Genomic DNA, 18,601 nt, shown 5'->3' on the forward strand with positions numbered 1-18,601 from the left:
CCGACGCTTCTTCCCGCTTGATTGGGGTAAAACCTTCTCCATGCCTAGGACCGAAGCGCCGGTCGGCGCGCAGCAGTGGGTGCCGCCCGAGCCGCGCAGCATCGAGCAGCTGAAAGAGGCCGCGGCACATTGCGAGGGCTGCGAGCTGTACGCGGACGCCACCCAGACCGTCTTCGGCCGGGGCGCCGCGAACGCCAAGATCGTGTTCGTCGGCGAGCAACCGGGCGACGTCGAGGACCAGCAGGGCCTGCCCTTCGTCGGGCCGGCCGGGCGGCTGCTGCGCGAGGCGGTCGACCTCGCCGGCATCGACCCGGCCGACGTCTACATCACCAACGCGGTGAAGCACTTCCGCTTCGAGCTGCGGGGCAAGCGCCGCATCCACCAGAATCCCGGGCCCGCGCACATCACCGCCTGCCGGCCCTGGCTCGTCTCGGAGTTCTCGCTGTTGAAGCCCGAGCTGGTGGTGATCCTCGGGGCCACCGCCGGCCGGGCGCTGATCGGTCCGTCGTTCCGGGTCACCCAGCAGCGTGGAAAGCTGATGCCGTGGCCCGCCTCGGCGCAGCATCCCGGCGACTTTCCGGTCGCCGAGATCCAGGCCCTGGCCACGATCCACCCGTCCGCCGTGCTGCGCGCCGACGACCGCGAGACCGCCTACCGCGGCCTGGTCGACGACCTCAAGATCGCCGCCGCCGCCGTGAAGTGAGCGCCCGTCAGGCGTGCGACGGCGGCTGAGAGCGTGAACCGAGCAACTGGTCGAGCCCGTCGAAGATGCGGTCGAGGCCGAATCGGAACGATCGCTCCGAATCGCGGACGGCGTTGTACTCCTCGCCGGCCGCGGTGCCGACCCGGCCCGAGATCGGATAGGCGTCCAGCGGCATCAACCGCTCCAGCACGGGCGCGTTGACCGCCCACCACTCGGCGTCCGAAATGCCGGACTGCTCGGCCGTGCGCCGGGCCGCCACGTCAGCCCGGGCCGACGCCGCGGTGAAGTCGCTGATCAGCGTGATGACCTGGTCCATCTCGAGGTCGGTGAAGCCGGCCCCGTCGATCGCGGCGAGCTGCCATTCGTAGCGGTCGGATCCGTTCGGGCCGATCCACGGCCGGGCCTGCTCGACCTGGAGCAGCCACGGGTGCCGATGGAACTCGTCCCACATCTGCCGGGCCACCACGGTCAGCCGCTCGCGCCACCCGCCCTCGTGCGGTGGTAGCCCCGGCTCGCCCATCACCTCGTCGACCATCAGCCCGATCAGCTCGTCGCGGCTCGGCACGTACGTGTAGATCGACATCAGCTTGAGCCCGAGCCGGTCGGCGACCTTGCGCATCGAGAAGGCGGGCAGTCCTTCCTCGTCGGCGACCGCGATCCCCGCCCGGATCACCTCGTCGACGCTGAATCGCTGCTTCGGGCCGCGCGACCCTTGCGGCACTCCCAGGGTGCGTCGCCACAGCAGGCTCAGCGTGCGGTCGACGTCCCCGTTTTCCATGTGCCGAGATTACCCCGTGGGGTGTACGGTGAACGCCGCACCAAATACCGTAAGGCATACGGAGTTAGGAGCAGCGGTGAATCTGGAAGCTGAAGGGCTACGGAAGCGGTACGGGGACGTGCAAGCTCTCGACGGCTTCGACCTGGCGGTGCCGCCCGGCGTGATCCACGGCCTGCTGGGCCCCAACGGCGCGGGCAAGACCACGGCGGTCAAGGCGCTCGCCACCCTCATCGATGTCGACGGCGGCACGGCCCGGGTCGCCGGTTTCGACGTACGGAATCAGGCCGCCCAGGTCCGGCGCCGGATCGGACTGATCGGGCAGAACGCGGCAGTCGACGAGATCCTCGGCGGCCGGCAGAACCTGGTGATGTTCGGCCGGCTCTACGGTCTGAGCAAGGTCGACGCGCGAGCGAAGGCCGACCGCCTGCTCGACATGTTCGAGCTCACCGAGGCGGCGGAGCGCGCTGTCTCGACGTACAGCGGTGGCATGCGCCGCCGGCTCGACATCGCCGCCGGTTTCATCCTCACTCCGGCCGTGCTGTTCCTCGACGAACCGACCACGGGGCTCGACCCGCGGGCGCGCAACGAGGTGTGGGCGGCCGTCCGCGAGGTCGCCGAGGCCGGCACGACAGTGCTGCTGACCACGCAATATCTCGACGAGGCGGACCAGTTGGCGGCCCGCATCTCGGTGATGAACCACGGCCGTGTCGTCGCCGACGACACCCCGGCTGCGCTCAAGCGCCAGATCGGCGGCGACCGGGTGACCGTGACCGTCGCGGCCGACGCTCCGCTGGAATCGGTGGCCGCGCAGCTCACCGCGGCCGTCGGTATCCCGGCCGTGCCCGACGCCGAATCGCACAGCCTCACCTTCGAGGTCGGGGCCGGTGTCGCCGCGCTCGCCGGCATCGTCCGTGCTCTCGACGACCTCGGCCTCGTCCCGGAGGACCTGGTGCTGCGCCGGCCGACCCTCGACGAGGTCTTCCTCACCCTGACCGCCGCTCCGCAGGAGGCTGCGCGATGACCGCCGTACGGGCCGGATGGATTCTCACCCAGCGCAACCTCGCCCACTGGGCGCGCCAGCCGTGGACGCCGATCTTCGGGCTGATGTTCTCGATCATGCTGTTGCTGGTCTTCGGCTTCCTGTTCGGCGGCGCGATCACCGTGCCCGGCGGTGGGGACTACATCACCTTCCTGCTGCCCGGCATGCTGGCGCTGAGCATGATGTTCGGCGTCGAGGCCACGGCCACCGCGATGGCCAACGACGCGCGCAAGGGCATTACCGACCGCTTCCGCTCCCTGCCCATCGGCAGCGCCTCGGTGGCCCTGGGCCGGGTGGGCGCCGACCTGGCCAACTCAGCGGTCGAGCTGCTGGTGCTCATCGCCGGCGGCCTGCTGATCGGCTGGCGGATCACCTCGGATCCCGCCTCGGCTGCTCTCGCCGTACTGCTGCTGTTGCTCTTCCGATTCTCGATGCTCTGGATCGGCATCTTCGTCGGGCTGGCGTTCCGCGGCGAGGGCGCGACGATGGCCGTGCAGGTGCTGGTGTGGCCGATCGGCTTCCTGTCGACGGCCATCGTCTCGGCCGAGACGATGCCGGCCTGGCTCGGCGCGATCGCAGCCTGGAACCCGCTCTCGGCCACGGCCACGGCGGCGCGCGAGCTCTTCGGCAACCCGACCGGCATCACCGAGGGGCCGCTGGCCGACTCGGCCGTGTGGCTCGCCGTAGGCTGGCCGCTGCTGCTCACGGCCGTGTTCCTGCCGCTGTCGGCGCGGGCCTACCGTCGTTTGCGGAGTGGGTAGGCTCGTGGAGTGCGGTTGACGGAATTCTGGGCGCGGCTGGGGGAAGTCTTCGGCGCCGCGTATGCGCGCAGCATCGCGGCGGACCATTCTTTCGGCGAGTTGGGAAACCGGACGATAAACCAAGCGATTGCGGACGGTATCGAGACGGCTACCATCTGGCGTGCGGTGGTAGCCGCGTACCCCGATCGGGTGCCCTCCCGCCTGCGGTGACGCGTTTTTAGTACACCCGTTCTGGCGTGTCACTCGATCGTCGTACAGGTGTTCGGCTATTGTCCACAGCGGTTCAGTTATCCACAGCTCGGGCCGGGCGGCGAATTTTTGTCATACCCACCGCCTACCTTGGTGCCCGTGGCGATGAACAGAAACGCATCGGCGAAGACGCCCGGAAAATCTAGTGCAGGGGTGGCGGACATGGTGGCAGGACCTGACCGGGACAAGGCGCTCGATCTGGCGTTGGCTCAGATCGACAAGCAGTTCGGTAAGGGCTCGGTGATGCGGCTCGGTGAGCGACCGGTCGTGGAGACCGCGATCATCAAGACCGGCTCCATCGCCCTCGACGTGGCGCTCGGTGTCGGCGGCCTGCCGCGCGGCCGCGTCATCGAGATCTACGGACCGGAGTCCAGCGGTAAGACGACGGTCGCTCTGCACGCAGTGGCCAACGCCCAGCGCAACGGCGGCATCGCGGCGTTCATCGACGCCGAGCACGCCCTCGACCCGGAATACGCGAAGGCGCTCGGCGTCGACACCGATGCGCTCCTGGTCTCCCAGCCCGACACGGGTGAGCAGGCTCTCGAGATCGCCGACATGCTGATCCGCTCGGGCGCGCTCGACATCATCGTCATCGACTCGGTGGCCGCGCTCGTGCCGCGGGCCGAGATCGAGGGCGAGATGGGCGACAGCCACGTCGGCCTCCAGGCCCGCCTCATGAGCCAGGCGCTCCGCAAGATCACCGGCATCCTGAGCAACTCGGGCACGACCGCGATCTTCATCAACCAGCTCCGCGAGAAGATCGGCGTCATGTTCGGCTCGCCCGAGACGACGACCGGTGGCCGCGCGCTGAAGTTCTACTCCTCGGTCCGGCTCGACGTTCGCCGCATCGAGAGCCTCAAGGACGGCACCGACGTGGTCGGCAACCGCACCCGCGTCAAGGTCGTGAAGAACAAGGTGGCCGCGCCGTTCAAGCAGGCCGAGTTCGACATCATGTACGGCAAGGGCATCTCGCGTGAGGGCTCGCTGATCGACGTCGGCGTCGAGCAGACCATCATCCGCAAGTCCGGCGCCTGGTACACGTACGACGGTGACCAACTGGGCCAGGGCAAGGAGAAGGCGCGCGAGTTCCTGAAAGAGAACCCCGACGTGGCCGCCGAGATCGAGAAGAAGATCCTCGAGAAGCTGGGCGTCGGCCAGACGACCGGCGACGCGGCCGGCGGCCCCGAGCTCCCGCCGGTCGACTTCTGATCGGCTGACCGGCCATGCCGGCCCGACGAGGCGCGCGTTCCGGGCGCGGGTGGGATCCCATCCCACCTCGCCCAGCCCGCGCCGACGATGAGCACCCGTCCGGCGAGCCTCCGTCCGGCGACGACGCGGAACGCGGCAACGTTCCCGCCCGTCGCCGGCGGGCTTCGCCGGGCGGCAACCCCTCCCTCGACGGGTTCGACCTGTCCGGCGCCGTCCGTCGCGGCTTCGGTGACGGGCGAGGTCGTTCTCCGGGTGGCAGCCCTCCTGACGGTTCCGACCATGACGGCGCGCCCGGGGCGGGGCGCGGCCGTCGTGCCGGTCGGTCGCCGGAGTCCGTCCAGCCGGCGCAGAGCGAGGGCGAACGGGCCCGCGAGATCTGTTTGCGGCAGCTCGCTGTGCGCCCGCGCACCCGGGCCGAGCTGGCCAAGGTGCTCGCCCGCAAAGAGATCTCCGAAGAGGTGATCGCCGAGGTCCTCGACCGCTACGACGAGGTCGGCATCATCGACGACGCGGCCTTCGCCCGGGCGTGGGTCACCAGCCGCCACCACAGCCGCGGCCTGGCCCGCCGGGCGCTGGCCAACGAGTTGCGCCAGCGTGGCGTCGACGCCGAGGTGGCCACCGAGGCCCTGGAATCCGTCGACGAGGAAGACGAGGCCGCAACCGCGCGGGCCCTGGTCGACCGCAAACTCCGCACAGCCAGCGGCGCGCCCGACGCCATCTTCCGCCGCCTGGTCGCCATGCTGGCCCGCAAGGGTTACTCCGCCGGCGTGGCCATCCGCGCGGTCAAAGACGCCTTGGCCGCCCGCGACGCCGAGGCCGCCGAATTCGCCGACCAACTGGACGCCGACGCCCTGGCCTCCGACGCCGACCCCACCTCCTGACGCGCCACCGCGACGACCCGCTACATCGCACCGCCGAGGTGTTGCGTTGCCCCGCAACGGGTTGCAGTGATGTGTCGCGGTAGCGCGGCGACACGCCTTACCGCACGGCGCTGAGCGCCCTGCTGCGCTGAGGGTGACCTCGCCGTGCCGCCCGGGCGCTGATGCGACGCGCGCACTGGGTGGCGCACCGTGCCGCGGCCGGGCTCACGATCTTCGCCGGACATCGGCGTTCGCCACTGATTGGTAACGTGTGAGCTTGTGACCGAGTACTCGCAGAGCAACACGCGTGGCTACGGTCCCTTCCCGGAGGGTGCCGAGCCGACCGCCCCGTTCGGCGCCCAACAGCCGGTCGAACCTCAGGCGACGGAAGCGGCGGGCGGCGGCCCGACGGCTGACAACGAGCGCGAGCCGAGCGCTTCACATCCGCCTTCGTCTGCTGTTCCGGCGCCCGCGAGCGGCGTACCGGTCCAGGCGACCGGAGCGGCGGACAGCCAGGCCGCCCATGCGGATAACGGCCCAACGGCCGGCAACCCGCCTGAGCCGAGTGCCCCCAATCCACCGGGCCCTGATCACGCGCCTGTGAGTGGTGTCCCGCATCAGCCGGGCCCCGGTCCGGCCCCTGCGAGCGGCGTTCAGCACCAATCAGACCCCAGCCCTGCTCCCGCGAGCGGCGCACCGCATCCAGCCGGCGGTAACCCGACCGGTGCCCCGCAGCAGGGCGGCGACCCGTACCCGACCGTTGGCCCCCAGCAAAGCGGTGACCCGTATCCCACTGGCGGTTCCCAGCCCGGCGGCGATCCGTATTGGGGTGGCAACGCGGAACGGTCCTCGAGCAGCGGCGCCCCGCACCCGACGAGTGGCAATCCCTATCCGGGCGGCCAGTCCTATCCGACCAGCGGCTCCGGCTACGGCCCGTTCCAGGGCACGCCCGACCCGTTCGGCGAGAAGCAGGAAGGCTGGACCGACACCCCGTACGGCTTCGCCGCACCTCCGGGGCGGCGGATCGAGCCGTCGCCACCCCCGCAGCGCAGCCGCCTCATGGTCGGGTTGCTGGCCGGCCTGGTCGCGGGGCTGCTGCTCTTCGGCGCCGGCGGCTATTTCGCCGGCCGTGTCACCGCGCCCGAGGCCGCCGGCCCGAGCGTCCCTGCTCCCAGCGGCGCCCTCGGCGTCTTCGAGCGGAACCAGGTCGCCGTCAACCAGCCCGATTTCGCCGGCACCGGGCTGACCACCCTGGCCGAGGGCTGGCTTCCTTACCTGTCGACCTGCTCGCGGAGCGGATCGCCCGGTGGGCCCAAGCTCAACGACGGCGAGAAGGTACGCGTCCGCTGCACGCTCGACGGCATGAGCGCGATCTTCGTGGCGTACGAGTCGGTCGCCGAGCGGGACAAGGCGCGGGTCAAGGTCCTCGGGCAGGCCGTCGACGCCCGCACGCTCACTCCAGGGGTCGCCCCGGCGACGGAGCGGGCCACTCCTTCGGGCCGGACCACCGGCAACTACCTGGAGTACGCATACCGTCTCACTGAGGGTGGCACCACCCGGACGGTGAGCGGCATGTGGTGGGACGACGCCCGGACTCCGGTCGCCGGCAATCTGCTGGCGTACTGGAAGGAGGGCCTCGGTGAGAAGTGGGAGCCGATGCGCGATCTCTGGTCCCGGTACGCCTGAATTGCCCGCCGGTGTCGTGAGCTGGGGGTAAGCGAGTCTGTGCCCTAAGTCCCATCCGCTGCCGAATCATGGAACCTTGACCGAAGTGCCACTCGCGACCTAGCCTCGCGTTACACAAGGTTTGTTCGACCATCGCATGCAACACGCACAACATAGAAGCGATTACATTACGGCATCACTTCTGGCCCCGAGCGGGTCTTGATAAACGCCTCGGCACGTGGACCGCAAGGGCCGAGGGTCTGTCATAGCGCGGTCGGCCCCACGCACCCCTGCGGTGCCGTGGTCCGATGACGCACGCGGTCGTCTTGCCATGGTCGGGCATCCCGCAATTGGTCCGCGCGTGCTCCGGCGCGCCGGGCGGCGAAGGGAGACGCGGCGAGATGACCGCCCTGGTTTGGGTACTGGTGGTGGCGTTCGTCGTCCTGGCCGCCCTCGTGGTGACCGGCCTGGTGCTCGGCGCCCGTGCCCTGCGCCGGCTCCAGTCGCGCAGTGGCTCCCCGGTGCCGGATCAGGCCGTCGACGACGCGCTGGCCAAGGTCGAGGACGCGAACGCGAAGGTCGAGGACGCCAACGCCAAGGTCGAGGACGCGAACGCGAAGGTCGACGACGCCAACGCCAAGGCCGCGTCCGTTCGGGCCGAGGCCGCCGCGGCCAAGGCCGAGGCCAGTTCCGCCCGCGCCGAGGCCCGCCGCGTGCTCGAAGCCGCCCACAGCGAGGCCGACACGATCCTCGAGCACGCCCATCGCCAGGCCGAGGCCGACGCCGAGCAGGTCCGCACGGCCGCCCGCCGCCAGGGCGAGCGCGAGGTCGCCCTGCTCAACACGACCGCGAAGGAGCAGGCGGCCGAGGTCGAGCGCCGCACCGCCCGCATCGACGAGCGCGAGCGCCTGCACGCCGAAGAGGTGGAGCGACTGGTCGAGCGGGAGCGCCGCCTGGCCGCCATGGACGCCGACCTGGTCACCCGCGAGTCGGCCCTGGCCGCACGCGAGTCGGAGCTGGCCGTCGCCGAGGAGGCCAAGCGCCGCGAACTCGAGCGGATCGCCGAGCTGACCGCGGACGCGGCCCGCACCGAACTCGTCGAGAGCATCGAGGCCCAGGCCAAGCGCGAGGCGGCCATCCTCGTGCGGGACATCGAGAACGACGCCAAGAACACGGCCGACGGCCGGGCGCGCCGCATCGTGGTCGACGCCATCCAGCGCATCGCCAGCGAGCAGACCTCCGAGAGCGTGGTCAGCGTCCTGCACCTGCCCAGTGACGAGATGAAGGGCCGGATCATCGGCCGCGAGGGCCGCAACATCCGGGCGTTCGAGTCGGTGACCGGGGTCAACCTGATCATCGACGACACCCCGGAGGCGGTGCTGCTCTCGTGCTTCGACCCGGTGCGCCGCGAGGTGGGCCGCCTGACCCTCGAGAAGCTGGTGCTGGACGGGCGCATCCACCCGCACCGCATCGAGGAGGTCTTCGAGAGCGCCAAGGGCGAGGTCGAGCAGCTCTGCGACCGGGCCGCCGAGGAGGCTCTGGTCGACGTCGGCATCACCGACCTGCACCCCGAGCTGGCCAAGCTGCTGGGCCGCCTGCGCTACCGCACGAGCTACGGCCAGAACGTGCTCAAGCACCTCGTCGAGACCGCCCACATCGCCGGCATCATGGCCGCCGAGCTGGGGCTGGACGTGCCGTCGATGAAGCGGGCGGCGTTCCTGCACGACATCGGCAAGGCGCTCACCCACGAGGTCGAGGGCAGCCACGCCCTGATCGGCGCCGACCTGGCCCGCAAGTACGGCGAGAGCGACGACGTCGTGCACGCCATCGAGGCGCACCACAACGAGGTGCAGCCGCAGACCATCGAGGCGGTGCTGACCCAGGCCGCGGACGCCTGTTCGGGCGGCCGGCCCGGCGCACGGCGGGAGAGTCTCGAGGCGTACGTGAAGCGGCTGGAGCGCATCGAGGAGATCGCCGCCGGCAAGGTGGGCGTCGAGAAGGTCTTCGCGATGCAGGCCGGGCGCGAGATCAGGGTGATGGTGCGCCCGGACGACATCGACGACATCGGCGCCGCGGTGCTGGCCCGCGACGTCGCCAAGCAGATCGAGGAAGAGCTGACCTACCCGGGGCAGATCCGGGTCACGGTCGTCCGGGAATCACGCGTCACCGAGCTCGCTCGTTAGCCCCAGCTGTTCGCGCAGGATGTCGGCGTGGCCGCAGTGCTGGGCGAGCTCGCGCAGCATGTGCAGGTAGACCCAGCGCAGCGGGATCGGCCCACGCCGGTTGCCGGTCAGCTCATCGTCCAGCCCGAGGCCGGCGATCGCGGCGCCGGAGGCCCTGATGGCTTCCAGATAGTCGGCGCGCACCGAGGCAATGGTATCCGAATCGTCCAAAATGAAGGATTCGTCAGCGTCGAGCGGAATGCCGATCTCGACCCGGGAACGCCCGGTGACCGCCTCGTCGAACCACACCCGCTCGACGAAGGTGGCATGCTTCACCAGCCCCAGCAGTGTGGTGCGGGACGGCACCAGCGAACGCCGCACCTGCTCCTCGGTCAGATCATCGAGGCAGTCGTGCAGCGCCCGCCGGTGCTCTTCGAGGAAGACCTCGAGCTGGACCCGTTCCGGCTCGTTGATGACGTCGTCGGCGGAGATCATGCGATGAGCATGTCACAGCCTTCCGTGCGCGGCGCCGATCGGTGTCGCGCGTCTGTTCACCGTTCGTTCCGCTTTTGTCATATTCGCGCGCGGGGGCCGTTATTTGCGTTACCCGGCACGCTCCGGAGTAAGCGTGAAGATGCTCACTGAGCGAATGTTGGGCTCTTTCCGATTCCCTGACCAGGGAGATCGGCGCCGGACTCCCACTCATTTCGCGGGAGAACCGCCGACGTGCATTGCGGGCTTCCCGAGCCGTTTCTAGCGTGGTCGTCAAGCAATCGGCTCCTATGAATGTGCGGAGGGAATGTTTTGATGAGGACCCGGAGATCTGCCACAGCACTCGCTGTCGCTGGTGCGAGCACGACAATCCTGGCCGTCTCGGCGGCTCCGGCGGCCGCGCAGACCGCCGCCGGGGTCGCCGACAACTTCTACGGCTCGTGCGACGCCTCGGTGTACGTCTCCGACGATCTCACCGGGTCGCCCGGGAAGGTCGAGGCGTGGGGCGGATACACGTGCCCCACATCGTTCGATTACGTCGGCCAGTTGCGGCTGACGCTACGCGACGGAACCGCGACGATCGGCACTGACCAGAAGGCGGTCAACGGGCCCACCGACCACGTCGACGTCACCGCGGACAACGTCTCCGGGGTCCAGAACTGGCACGCCGACCTGTGGATCTTCCGGCCGGGCTACGACCCGACGATCGTCAGCACGGGGGAGGTGCGCTCATGACCGGCACCACCGGAAAGCTCGCTCGGGCCGCGACATCGATCATCGCCGGTGCTGCCGTGATCGTTTCGGTTCCCGAGGCGGCCGCCGCGGCGTCGCGACTGGCGAGCGAGGACGGTTTCGATAGAACCGGCGCCTGCGACGCCATCGTGGGCGTGAGCGACGAGACCTCGTCCGGCAACATCGAAGTCTACGGTGGGTTCTCGTGCCCCACGGACAGCGGTTTGTGGAACACTCCGGAACCGACGACGATCCGCGTGCGGCTCTTCCGGAACGGCAACGAGATCATTCAGAGTAAGAAGAACAGCGCCACGTGCTTCACCGGCGCCGGCGTGGAGTGGACGTGTTCCACCGATTCTCATTCGGTGACCTACCCGGACTACTCCGGAAATGATTCTTTCTACGGCCGGATCGAAATCGTGTCGTTCAGCGGAAACTCCACGTTGACGACCGGATCGATCACCAGTTGAGAGAGTCCGCGAAAGGGGTCTTTCCCGCGCTCCAAGGCGGGAAAGACCCCTTTCGCGATCGTCAATCGTTCTCGGTCGCGTTGCTTGCCGCGGCGACCGCCGGCGGCGGTGGGACCGGCGTCGCGCGGACCGAGCTCCGGCGCCCGCGGGCAACGCGACGCTGCAGGTACTGGGCCAGCTTCGACAGGGAGTAGTTCGCGGCGATGAAGAGGACGGCGATCACCGTGTAGACCTGGATCGGGTTGCTCAGCACGCCGATGATCTGCTTGCCGATGTTCAGCAGTTCCTCGTAGCTGATGATGAAGCCGAGTGACGTGTCCTTCAGCACCACGACAAGTTGGCTGATCAAGGCCGGCAACATGATCCGAAACGCTTGTGGCAGCAGGATGGTGACCGTGGTCTGCAACGGCGACAGGCCGATCGCGACCGCGGCCTCGCGCTGGCCGGGTGGCAGGCCTTCCATGCCGGACCGCAGGATCTCGGCGATCACCACGCCGTTGTAGATCGTCAGGCCGATCACCAGGTACCACAAGGTGCTGAAGGTGATGCCGAATTCCGGGAAGCCCCGAGCCACGAAGAAGATCGTTATGACCACCGGAAGCCCGCGGAAGACCTCGACGCACACCCGCGTGATGGCCGACAGCGAGGCGCTCAAGCCGCGCAGCAGCAGCGAGACGGGGGTGGCAAGGCCGGTGAAGCGGCGCTTGTTCAGCTCCTTGAGCTGGAGCCGGAGGACAGCGAGCAGGGTGCCGATCACCAGCGAGCTGACGATGGCCAATGCCGCCGCGGTCAGAGTGTTCTTGATGCCGACGCCGATGCGATCCCACACCTGGGAGAAGTTCTCGTTGCCGGGGTCGATGAGCGGGCCCCAGAGCTCCATCGAGAACTGACCCTGTTCGTCCAGCGCGCGGTAGACGAAGAAGTACAGCCCGGCCAGCACGGCCACGGCGGCGATGATGCTCAGAATCAGCGTGAGCCGGCGCTGACGCGGCCCGGGAACGTCGTAGAGAACGGCCTGCTGGCTCATCGGGCCGCCACCGCCTGCCCGCGCTCGATCCGGTCGAGCAGAGCGCCCAGCGGCACGGTCATGATCAGGTATCCGATCGAGATGCCGATGGCGACCGGGATGAACGGGTAGCCACCGGCCGAGGTGAGTTGGTCGGCCGTCTGCGACAGGTCGCCGACGACGCCGAAGAAGCCGATCAGCGCCGAGTTCTTGATCATCGCAATGATGACTGAGCCGAGCGGCACGATCGACGCCTTCCAGGACTGCGGAAGGACGACGTACCTGAGGTTCTGCCCGAAGGTCAGGCCGATCGACCGTGCGGCCTCGGCCTGACCGGGCGGAACGGCGTTGACGCCGGAGCGCAGGGCCTCGCAGACGAACGCCGCCGTGTAGAGCACGAGGGCGATCAGGGCGAAACGGAAGTACGGCAGGTCGGTGCCGAGCCGGCTGAAGATGGAGTCGAGGACCGGAATGCGCAGGAAGTCCGCGTTCGAGCCGAGAGCCGGCAGAGCGAAGGCGGAGAAGAACATCACGACCGTCAGGGGCATGTTGCGAAAGACAGTCACGTACGCCGTGCCGACCGCGCGCAGCGGCGGAACCGGCGAGATGCGCAGTACCGCCACGACGGCGCCCAGAGCGAGGGCGCCGATCGCGGCGAGTATGCAGATTTGAAGGGTGAGCCAGAAGCCGCCCGCGAAGACATCGAAATTGTCGATCAACACATCCACGAGTGCGGCTTCTCCCCGTTCCTCAGGTCAGATCAGGCGTGCGTGTCAGTAACGGTCGATGGTGGGCGGGTTGCCCAGTTCGGCGCCGAACTTGCCGGCCGTTTCGTCCCAGGCCTTCTTCCAGGTGCCGTCCTTGAAGGCCTTGTCGAGCGTGTCGTTGATGAAGCCACGGAAGGCGGTGTCGTCCTTCTTGACCCCGATGCCGTACGGCTCCTTGGTGAAGTTGTCACCGGCGAGCTTGAAGGAGGCCTCATCCTTGGCGATGTAGCCGAGCAGGATGACGTTGTCCGTCGTCACCGCGTTGACCTGACCGCCGTTGAGGGCGTCGCGGCACTTGTCGTAGGTGTCGAAGAGCACCAGCTGGGTGCCGACGTCCTTGACGTACTTCTTGATCTCCTCGGCCGGGGTCGAGCCGGTGACCGAGCAGACCTTCTTGGTGCCGTCCTTGAAGGAGTCCGGGCCGGTGATCGTGGTGTCGTCCTTCTTCACCATGATGTTCTGGCCGGCCTCGTAGTAGGGACCGGCGAACGCGATCCGCTCCTTGCGCTTGTCGTTGATCGTGTAGGTGGCCACGACGAAGTCGACGTTGTCGTTGGTGATGACATCCTCGCGGACCTTCGAGGGCGTCTCGACGTACTGGATCTTGTCCTCGGGGATGCCGAGTTCCTTGACGATGATCTTGGCGACCTCGACGTCGAAGCCCTCGGGCTTGCCCGAGAGCCCCTTGAGCCCGAAGCCGGGCTGGTCGAACTTCGTGCCGACCTTGACCGCCTGCGCCTTGTTGAGCCGCTCCATCGTGCTTCCCGCGGCGAACGACGTGTTGGCGGAACCGGCGTCGCCGCCGTCCGCGTCATCGCCGCCGCAGGCTGCGAGGCCGAAGGCCAGAGCCGACGCCGTTGCCAGCGCGGCTACCCGTGTCAAACGCATGGTTTCTCCTTATCGTTCGGGACGCCGTGTGGTCTGCGCACCGAGGGCGGTTCAGTGAGTGAGGATCTTGGAAAGGAAGTCCTTGGCCCGTTCGCTGCGAGGGTTGGCGAAGAACTCCTCAGGCGGCGCCTGCTCGACGAGCTGACCGTCGGCCATGAAGACGACCCGGTTGGCCGCGTGCCGCGCGAAACCCATCTCGTGGGTGACGACGACCATCGTCATGCCCTCCTTGGCGAGCGACGTCATCACATCGAGCACCTCGCCGACCATCTCGGGGTCGAGGGCGCTGGTGGGCTCGTCGAAGAGCAGCGCCTTGGGCTGCATGGCCAGGGCACGCGCGATCGCCACGCGCTGCTGCTGGCCGCCGGAGAGCTGCGCCGGGTACTTGTCGGCCTGGTTGCCGATGCCGACCCGGTCGAGCAGGCTCATCGCCCGCTCGCGGACGGCCGCCGGCTTCTCCTTGCGCACCTTGAGCGGGCCGAGCATGACGTTCTGCAGGATGGTCTTGTGCGCGAACAGGTTGAAGGACTGGAAGACCATGCCGACCTCGCTGCGCAGGCGCGCGAGCGGCCGGCCCTCGGCGGGCAGCACCCGGCCGTCGAAGGTGATCGTGCCGTCGTTGATCGGCTCGAGCCGGTTGATCGCACGACAGAGCGTGGATTTGCCGGACCCTGATGGTCCGATCACGACCACCACCTCACCCTTGGCGACGGTGAGGTTCACGTTGTCGAGAACGTGCAACGGGCCGAACCACTTGTTGACCTTGTCGAGGACGATGAGAGCCTCGTCGGACACTGCTGGACCACCGTCCCTGTTCTGGCGGATCACCCGGATGGGCACACTCTATGTGGGCCCTTGTATCGGTTCACACCGAGAATGGTCACGGAGCGGTAACACAGCGAGTGTGAAGAGAGGGCATTGTCCACCATGTTCGGTATGGCTGACATGGATCCGACAGGCGGCCTTTGGAACTGGGCGGCCGCATCGTCCCTTCCCGCTGATCGGGTCCACGGCGCGCTCGCCGGCGCCCTGGAGCGCACGGTCGGGCCCCTCGAGGCGAACACGGGGGTTCTCTGCGATGTGTATCACGTCGGCGGCGATTTCCCGACGGTCATCGATGTCTACCTGGCGCCGGAGAACATCGCCGAGGCCACCGCGGCCAGCGCCGTCGCGGTCCGGCTGGGCGTGGAGATCATCCTTCCGGACGACTCGCTCGACCCGGGCGGGTTCGTTCTCGCCGCGCCGGACGGCAGCCTGACCGAGGTTGTCCTCGATGAGGTGGAGACCGACGCCGGCCCCGAGAGGCGTCTCCGGCGCGACCGTCCGGCGGCCTGAAGCGTAGGCTGGTCAATCGCCATGACTACCGAAACGCAGAGCCTTACCGAAACGCCGGGCGCCGCCCGCACGTACGACGTGCGCACGTACGGCTGCCAGATGAACGTGCACGACAGCGAGCGCATCTCCGGTCTGATGGAGGACGCGGGGTACGTGCGGGCCGCCGATCCCGAGGCGGCCGATGTCGTGGTGTTCAACACCTGCGCCGTCCGCGAGAACGCCGACAACCGCCTCTACGGCAACCTCGGCCACCTGCGCCCCACCAAGGTGAAGAACCCCGACATGCAGATCGCCGTCGGCGGCTGCCTGGCGCAGAAGGACCGCGGCGACATCGTCAAGAAGGCGCCCTGGGTCGACGTGGTCTTCGGCACCCACAACATCGGCTCGCTGCCGGCGCTGCTCGAACGCGCCCGGCACAATCACGAGGCCGAGGTCGAGATCCTCGAGTCGCTCGAGGTCTTCCCGTCGACGCTGCCGACCAAGCGCGAATCGACGTACGCGGGCTGGGTCTCGATCTCCGTCGGCTGCAACAACACCTGCACGTTCTGCATCGTGCCGTCGTTGCGCGGCAAGGAGAAGGACCGCCGCCCGGGCGAGATCCTGGCCGAGGTCGAGGCGCTGGTCGCCGAGGGCGTTCTCGAGGTCACGCTGCTCGGTCAGAACGTCAACTCGTACGGCGTCGAGTTCGGCGACCGGCTCGCCTTCGGCAAGCTGCTGCGCGCCACCGGCGAGATCGCGGGCCTCGAGCGGGTGCGTTTCACCAGCCCGCACCCGAAGGACTTCACCGACGACGTGATCGCCGCGATGGCCGAGACGCCGAACGTCTGCCACTCGCTGCACATGCCGCTGCAGTCCGGCTCCGACCGCGTGCTCAAGGCCATGCGGCGCAGCTACCGGCAGGAGAAATACCTCGGCATCATCGACAAGGTGCGGGCCGCGATGCCCGACGCCGCGATCACGACCGACATCATCGTCGGCTTCCCGGGCGAGACCGACGAGGATTTCGAGCAGACCCTCGAGGTCGTGCGCCGGGCCCGCTTCTCGAGCGCGTTCACGTTCCAGTACTCGAAGCGCCCCGGCACGCCCGCCGCGGTGATGGAGGAGCAGCTGCCCAAGGCCGTCGTCCAGGAACGCTACGTGCGACTGATCAACCTGCTCGAGGAGATCACCTGGGCCGAGAACAAGCGGCTCGTCGGCGAGAAGGTCGAGGTGCTGGTCGCGGTCGGTGAGGGGCGCAAGGACGAGCGTACGGGCCGGCTGAGCGGCCGGGCCCGGGACGGCCGCCTGGTGCACTTCGCCACCGGCGACCTCGCCCCGCGCCCCGGCGACATCGTCGAGACCGTGGTGACGTACGCGGCGCCGCATCACCTGAACGCCGACGGCGCACCGCTCAGCCACCGCCGCACCCGGGCCGGCGACGCGTTCGAGGCCGGACGCACCCCGAAGCTCAAGGGCGTCTCGCTCGGCCTGCCGACGATCGGTGTCCCGGCTCCGCTGCCGGCCACTCAGGGCTGCGCGCTCTGAGCTTGTCCAGCAGTGCCCTCGTCGCGGGCGGGTCGGGCGGCTCGCCCACGACGGCGACGAGCACCCGGCGCGCGTGTCCGGGCAGCGGCACGGCTCGTACGCCCGGGTTCCGGTGCGCGGCCAGCGCCAGCGCCGGCAGCGTGGTGACACCGAGCCCCCGGGCGACGAGCTGCTGAGCGGCCACGTAGTCGTCGGTCGTGAACCGGATGTCCGGGGTGAACCCGTCCGCCGCGCAGACGCGCGACAACTCCTCGCGGCAGCGCTCGCACCCGCCGATCCACCGCCGGTCCTGGTGGTCGGCGAGCCGGTCGCCGCCGACGTCCGAGGGTGTCACCAGGTAGGTCGGGTCCTCGAACAGCTCCTCGGTGCGCAGCCCGGCCAGGTCGGGCCCGCCGGCGTGCGCGAACAGCACAGCGACCTCCACCTCGCCCCGGCGCAGCAGGTCGACCGCTTCGGGCGGCTCCGCCTCGCGGAAGCGCAGCTCGACCTCGGGATGATCGCTGTCGAACGCGGCAGCCGCGGCCGGCACGAAGGTGCCCAGCGCGGAGGGGAAGGCGGCCAGGCGTACGCGTCCCGCCCGCAGCCCGGTATGTGCCGCGAGTTCCTGCTCGGCGGCGTCGAGCCGGCCCAGGATCTCTTCGGCGCGGTCGGCGAGCACGCGCCCCGCCTCGGTGAGCCGAATGCCGCGCCCCACACGTTGCACCAGCCGGCTGCCGGTCTCGGCTTCGAGCCGCGCCAAGTGGTGGCTCACCGACGGCTGGGCGTAGTGCAGCGCCTCGGCCGCAGCCGTGACACCTCCGTGCCGGGCCACGGCGGCCAGTACCCGCAATCGAGTCACATCGAGCACGTCTATAGGTTCGCGCACGAATCGGCATTGGACCAATGGATTCGGCGGCCCGAGGATCGAAGCATGGACTTCTCGTACGCCGCCGTCCGCGCCGCCGCCACCACCGTCGCCCGCCACCTGCCGCCCACCCCCATGTGGTCGTACCCGGTGCTCAACGGCGCCGTCGGCGCGACCGTGCTCGTCAAGCACGAGAACACCCAGCCCGTCGGAGCGTTCAAGGCCCGCGGCGCGCTGAACCTGTTGTCGTCCGCGAAGACCGGCACCGTCACGTACTCGACCGGAAACCACGCCCAGTCGATGGCCTGGGCCAGTCACCTGTTCGGCCTGCCGTGCACGGTCGTCATGCCCGAGGATGCGAACCCGTCCAAGGTCGCCGCCGTCCGGGCCTGGGGCGCCGAGGTCGTGCTGGCCGGTTCCGTCCTGGCCGATTCCGAGGCGTACGCGGTCGAGCTGGCCACCCGAACCGGCCACCGCCTGGTCAGCCCCGGTGACACCCCCGAACTGCTGGCCGGCGTGGGCACCCTCTACGAGGAGATCTTCACCGCCCGCCCGGACGTCGATGCGATCCTCGTCCCGGTCGGCAGCGGAACCGGCGCGGCCGCGGCCGCCGTGGTCGCCCGCGAGCTGGCCCCGAAGTGTGAGGTCATCGGGGTGCAATCCGCGTCGTCCCCGGCCGCCCACGATTCCTGGCGTTCGGGCGACCTGGCGACCCGCCCCAACCGCACGCGCATCGAGGGCCTGGCCACCGGCCGCGGCTACTACCTGCCGCAGCGGCACATGCGTGACCTCGCCGACTTCCTGCTCGTCGACGACGACCGCATCGCCGAGGCGCAGCGCCTGCTGGCCACCGCGGCGCACACCCTGGCCGAGGGCGCCGGCGCCGCCGGCCTAGCCGCCCTGCTGGACCAGCCCGACCGTTTCGCCGGCCGCACAATCGCCATCGTCTGCACCGGCGGCAACGCCTCACCGCGGGAACTCGCCGCCCTGCAATAACGCGCCGCCCTGCAATAAGGCGAAAGAGGCTCAGCCTTCAGTCCGTTCAGGGGCGGCGGGCGGGGCGGTTGGACGGGGCCCGGTCTCACCCGAAACCCGGCCCGGTCGAGGCGGTGCTCGA

The 18,601-nt window shown here is 69.2% G+C and carries 20 protein-coding genes; 13 read left to right on the top strand and 7 right to left on the bottom strand.

Annotated elements, in window-relative coordinates:
• Nucleotides 1-40: 40 nt before the first annotated feature.
• Complete coding sequence (locus LXN57_RS39420) at nucleotides 41-703, top strand: UdgX family uracil-DNA binding protein (RefSeq protein ID WP_251803335.1); 663 nt, start codon at nucleotides 41-43, stop codon at nucleotides 701-703.
• Nucleotides 704-710: 7 nt separating this feature from the next.
• On the opposite strand, the gene LXN57_RS39425 is transcribed toward LXN57_RS39420, so the two are convergent.
• Entirely contained in the window at nucleotides 711-1,481 is a 771-nt protein-coding gene (locus LXN57_RS39425) for a TetR/AcrR family transcriptional regulator (protein ID WP_251803336.1), read from the bottom strand.
• Nucleotides 1,482-1,557: 76 nt separating this feature from the next.
• Here LXN57_RS39425 and LXN57_RS39430 point away from each other — a divergent pair, with 76 nt between their 5' ends.
• The 7 genes from LXN57_RS39430 (at nucleotide 1,558) to rny (ending at nucleotide 9,447) form a co-directional block, all read left to right on the top strand.
• A complete protein-coding gene (locus tag LXN57_RS39430; RefSeq protein ID WP_251803337.1) occupies nucleotides 1,558-2,502 on the top strand; it encodes an ATP-binding cassette domain-containing protein in 945 nt (314 codons plus the stop codon).
• Nucleotides 2,499-3,281: an ABC transporter permease gene (locus LXN57_RS39435; protein WP_251803338.1), complete on the top strand. Its 783-nt coding sequence runs from the start codon at nucleotides 2,499-2,501 to the stop codon at nucleotides 3,279-3,281. The genes LXN57_RS39430 and LXN57_RS39435 overlap by 4 nt, the downstream gene beginning before the upstream one ends.
• Before the next feature lie 9 nt (nucleotides 3,282-3,290).
• A complete protein-coding gene (locus LXN57_RS39440) occupies nucleotides 3,291-3,491 on the top strand; it encodes a DUF3046 domain-containing protein (RefSeq protein ID WP_251803339.1) in 201 nt (66 codons plus the stop codon).
• A 201-nt stretch (nucleotides 3,492-3,692) separates the two neighbouring features.
• Nucleotides 3,693-4,739 carry a recombinase RecA gene (recA, locus tag LXN57_RS39445; protein ID WP_251803340.1) on the top strand — a complete coding sequence of 349 codons (1,047 nt, stop codon included), beginning with the start codon at nucleotides 3,693-3,695 and terminating at the stop codon, nucleotides 4,737-4,739.
• Between the two features lie 200 nt (nucleotides 4,740-4,939).
• Nucleotides 4,940-5,620 (top strand): regulatory protein RecX, encoded by a 681-nt coding sequence (locus LXN57_RS39450; protein WP_438872967.1) that lies wholly within the window; start codon nucleotides 4,940-4,942, stop codon nucleotides 5,618-5,620.
• A 579-nt stretch (nucleotides 5,621-6,199) separates the two neighbouring features.
• Nucleotides 6,200-7,285 (top strand): hypothetical protein, encoded by a 1,086-nt coding sequence (locus LXN57_RS39455; RefSeq protein WP_251803341.1) that lies wholly within the window; start codon nucleotides 6,200-6,202, stop codon nucleotides 7,283-7,285.
• A gap of 380 nt (nucleotides 7,286-7,665) precedes the next feature.
• Entirely contained in the window at nucleotides 7,666-9,447 is a 1,782-nt protein-coding gene (rny, locus tag LXN57_RS39460; RefSeq protein WP_251803342.1) for a ribonuclease Y, read from the top strand.
• Here rny and LXN57_RS39465 read toward each other — a convergent pair.
• The gene (locus tag LXN57_RS39465) at nucleotides 9,421-9,921 is read right to left on the bottom strand and encodes a DinB family protein (RefSeq protein ID WP_251803343.1); all 501 of its coding nucleotides are present in this window, start codon (nucleotides 9,919-9,921) and stop codon (nucleotides 9,421-9,423) included. The two genes, rny and LXN57_RS39465, sit on opposite strands and share 27 nt — an antisense overlap.
• Nucleotides 9,922-10,233: 312 nt before the next feature.
• Here LXN57_RS39465 and LXN57_RS39470 point away from each other — a divergent pair, with 312 nt between their 5' ends.
• Nucleotides 10,234-10,653 (top strand): hypothetical protein, encoded by a 420-nt coding sequence (locus LXN57_RS39470; RefSeq protein ID WP_251803344.1) that lies wholly within the window; start codon nucleotides 10,234-10,236, stop codon nucleotides 10,651-10,653.
• Nucleotides 10,650-11,120, top strand: a complete 471-nt coding sequence (locus LXN57_RS39475; RefSeq protein WP_251803345.1) for a hypothetical protein — start codon at nucleotides 10,650-10,652, stop codon at nucleotides 11,118-11,120. Before LXN57_RS39470 ends, LXN57_RS39475 begins: the two co-directional genes overlap by 4 nt.
• Before the next feature lie 61 nt (nucleotides 11,121-11,181).
• On the opposite strand, the gene LXN57_RS39480 is transcribed toward LXN57_RS39475, so the two are convergent.
• From LXN57_RS39480 to LXN57_RS39495, 4 genes are read right to left on the bottom strand one after another with little or no spacing between them, the layout of a single operon-like run.
• On the bottom strand, nucleotides 11,182-12,147 hold the full coding sequence (locus LXN57_RS39480) for an amino acid ABC transporter permease (RefSeq protein WP_251803346.1): 966 nt from the start codon (nucleotides 12,145-12,147) through the stop codon (nucleotides 11,182-11,184).
• Nucleotides 12,144-12,854, bottom strand: a complete 711-nt coding sequence (locus LXN57_RS39485; RefSeq protein WP_251803347.1) for an amino acid ABC transporter permease — start codon at nucleotides 12,852-12,854, stop codon at nucleotides 12,144-12,146. Before LXN57_RS39485 ends, LXN57_RS39480 begins: the two co-directional genes overlap by 4 nt.
• Before the next feature lie 45 nt (nucleotides 12,855-12,899).
• Nucleotides 12,900-13,781: a glutamate ABC transporter substrate-binding protein gene (locus LXN57_RS39490; RefSeq protein WP_251803348.1), complete on the bottom strand. Its 882-nt coding sequence runs from the start codon at nucleotides 13,779-13,781 to the stop codon at nucleotides 12,900-12,902.
• A gap of 51 nt (nucleotides 13,782-13,832) precedes the next feature.
• Nucleotides 13,833-14,576 carry an amino acid ABC transporter ATP-binding protein gene (locus tag LXN57_RS39495; RefSeq protein ID WP_251803349.1) on the bottom strand — a complete coding sequence of 248 codons (744 nt, stop codon included), beginning with the start codon at nucleotides 14,574-14,576 and terminating at the stop codon, nucleotides 13,833-13,835.
• A 141-nt stretch (nucleotides 14,577-14,717) separates the two neighbouring features.
• On the opposite strand from LXN57_RS39495, the gene LXN57_RS39500 reads away from it, so the two are divergent.
• Entirely contained in the window at nucleotides 14,718-15,116 is a 399-nt protein-coding gene (locus tag LXN57_RS39500) for a hypothetical protein (RefSeq protein WP_251803350.1), read from the top strand.
• A 15-nt stretch (nucleotides 15,117-15,131) separates the two neighbouring features.
• Entirely contained in the window at nucleotides 15,132-16,640 is a 1,509-nt protein-coding gene (gene miaB, locus LXN57_RS39505; protein WP_438872968.1) for a tRNA (N6-isopentenyl adenosine(37)-C2)-methylthiotransferase MiaB, read from the top strand.
• On the opposite strand, the gene LXN57_RS39510 is transcribed toward miaB, so the two are convergent.
• Nucleotides 16,564-17,487 carry a LysR family transcriptional regulator gene (locus tag LXN57_RS39510; protein ID WP_251803352.1) on the bottom strand — a complete coding sequence of 308 codons (924 nt, stop codon included), beginning with the start codon at nucleotides 17,485-17,487 and terminating at the stop codon, nucleotides 16,564-16,566. The two genes, miaB and LXN57_RS39510, sit on opposite strands and share 77 nt — an antisense overlap.
• A gap of 63 nt (nucleotides 17,488-17,550) precedes the next feature.
• Here LXN57_RS39510 and LXN57_RS39515 point away from each other — a divergent pair, with 63 nt between their 5' ends.
• Nucleotides 17,551-18,480, top strand: a complete 930-nt coding sequence (locus LXN57_RS39515; RefSeq protein WP_251803353.1) for a threonine ammonia-lyase — start codon at nucleotides 17,551-17,553, stop codon at nucleotides 18,478-18,480.
• The last annotated feature ends 121 nt before the right edge of the window (nucleotides 18,481-18,601 follow it).

This window comes from Paractinoplanes hotanensis (assembly GCF_023717965.1).
Taxonomy (GTDB): Bacteria; Actinomycetota; Actinomycetes; order Mycobacteriales; family Micromonosporaceae; genus Actinoplanes; species Actinoplanes polyasparticus.

Excerpts from the sequence above, each read along its gene's own strand:
- LXN57_RS39480 (WP_251803346.1), bottom strand. The coding sequence starts at position 12,147 with ATGAGCCAGCAGGCCGTTCTCTACGACGTTCCCGGGCCGCGTCAGCGC.
- LXN57_RS39470 (WP_251803344.1), top strand. The coding sequence starts at position 10,234 with ATGAGGACCCGGAGATCTGCCACAGCACTCGCTGTCGCTGGTGCGAGC.
- LXN57_RS39420 (WP_251803335.1), top strand. The coding sequence starts at position 41 with ATGCCTAGGACCGAAGCGCCGGTCGGCGCGCAGCAGTGGGTGCCGCCC.
- rny (WP_251803342.1), top strand. The coding sequence starts at position 7,666 with ATGACCGCCCTGGTTTGGGTACTGGTGGTGGCGTTCGTCGTCCTGGCC.
- LXN57_RS39500 (WP_251803350.1), top strand. The coding sequence starts at position 14,718 with ATGGCTGACATGGATCCGACAGGCGGCCTTTGGAACTGGGCGGCCGCA.
- recA (WP_251803340.1), top strand. The coding sequence starts at position 3,693 with ATGGTGGCAGGACCTGACCGGGACAAGGCGCTCGATCTGGCGTTGGCT.
- LXN57_RS39435 (WP_251803338.1), top strand. The coding sequence starts at position 2,499 with ATGACCGCCGTACGGGCCGGATGGATTCTCACCCAGCGCAACCTCGCC.
- LXN57_RS39515 (WP_251803353.1), top strand. The coding sequence starts at position 17,551 with ATGGACTTCTCGTACGCCGCCGTCCGCGCCGCCGCCACCACCGTCGCC.
- LXN57_RS39465 (WP_251803343.1), bottom strand. The coding sequence starts at position 9,921 with ATGATCTCCGCCGACGACGTCATCAACGAGCCGGAACGGGTCCAGCTC.
- LXN57_RS39490 (WP_251803348.1), bottom strand. The coding sequence starts at position 13,781 with ATGCGTTTGACACGGGTAGCCGCGCTGGCAACGGCGTCGGCTCTGGCC.
- LXN57_RS39425 (WP_251803336.1), bottom strand. The coding sequence starts at position 1,481 with ATGGAAAACGGGGACGTCGACCGCACGCTGAGCCTGCTGTGGCGACGC.
- LXN57_RS39475 (WP_251803345.1), top strand. The coding sequence starts at position 10,650 with ATGACCGGCACCACCGGAAAGCTCGCTCGGGCCGCGACATCGATCATC.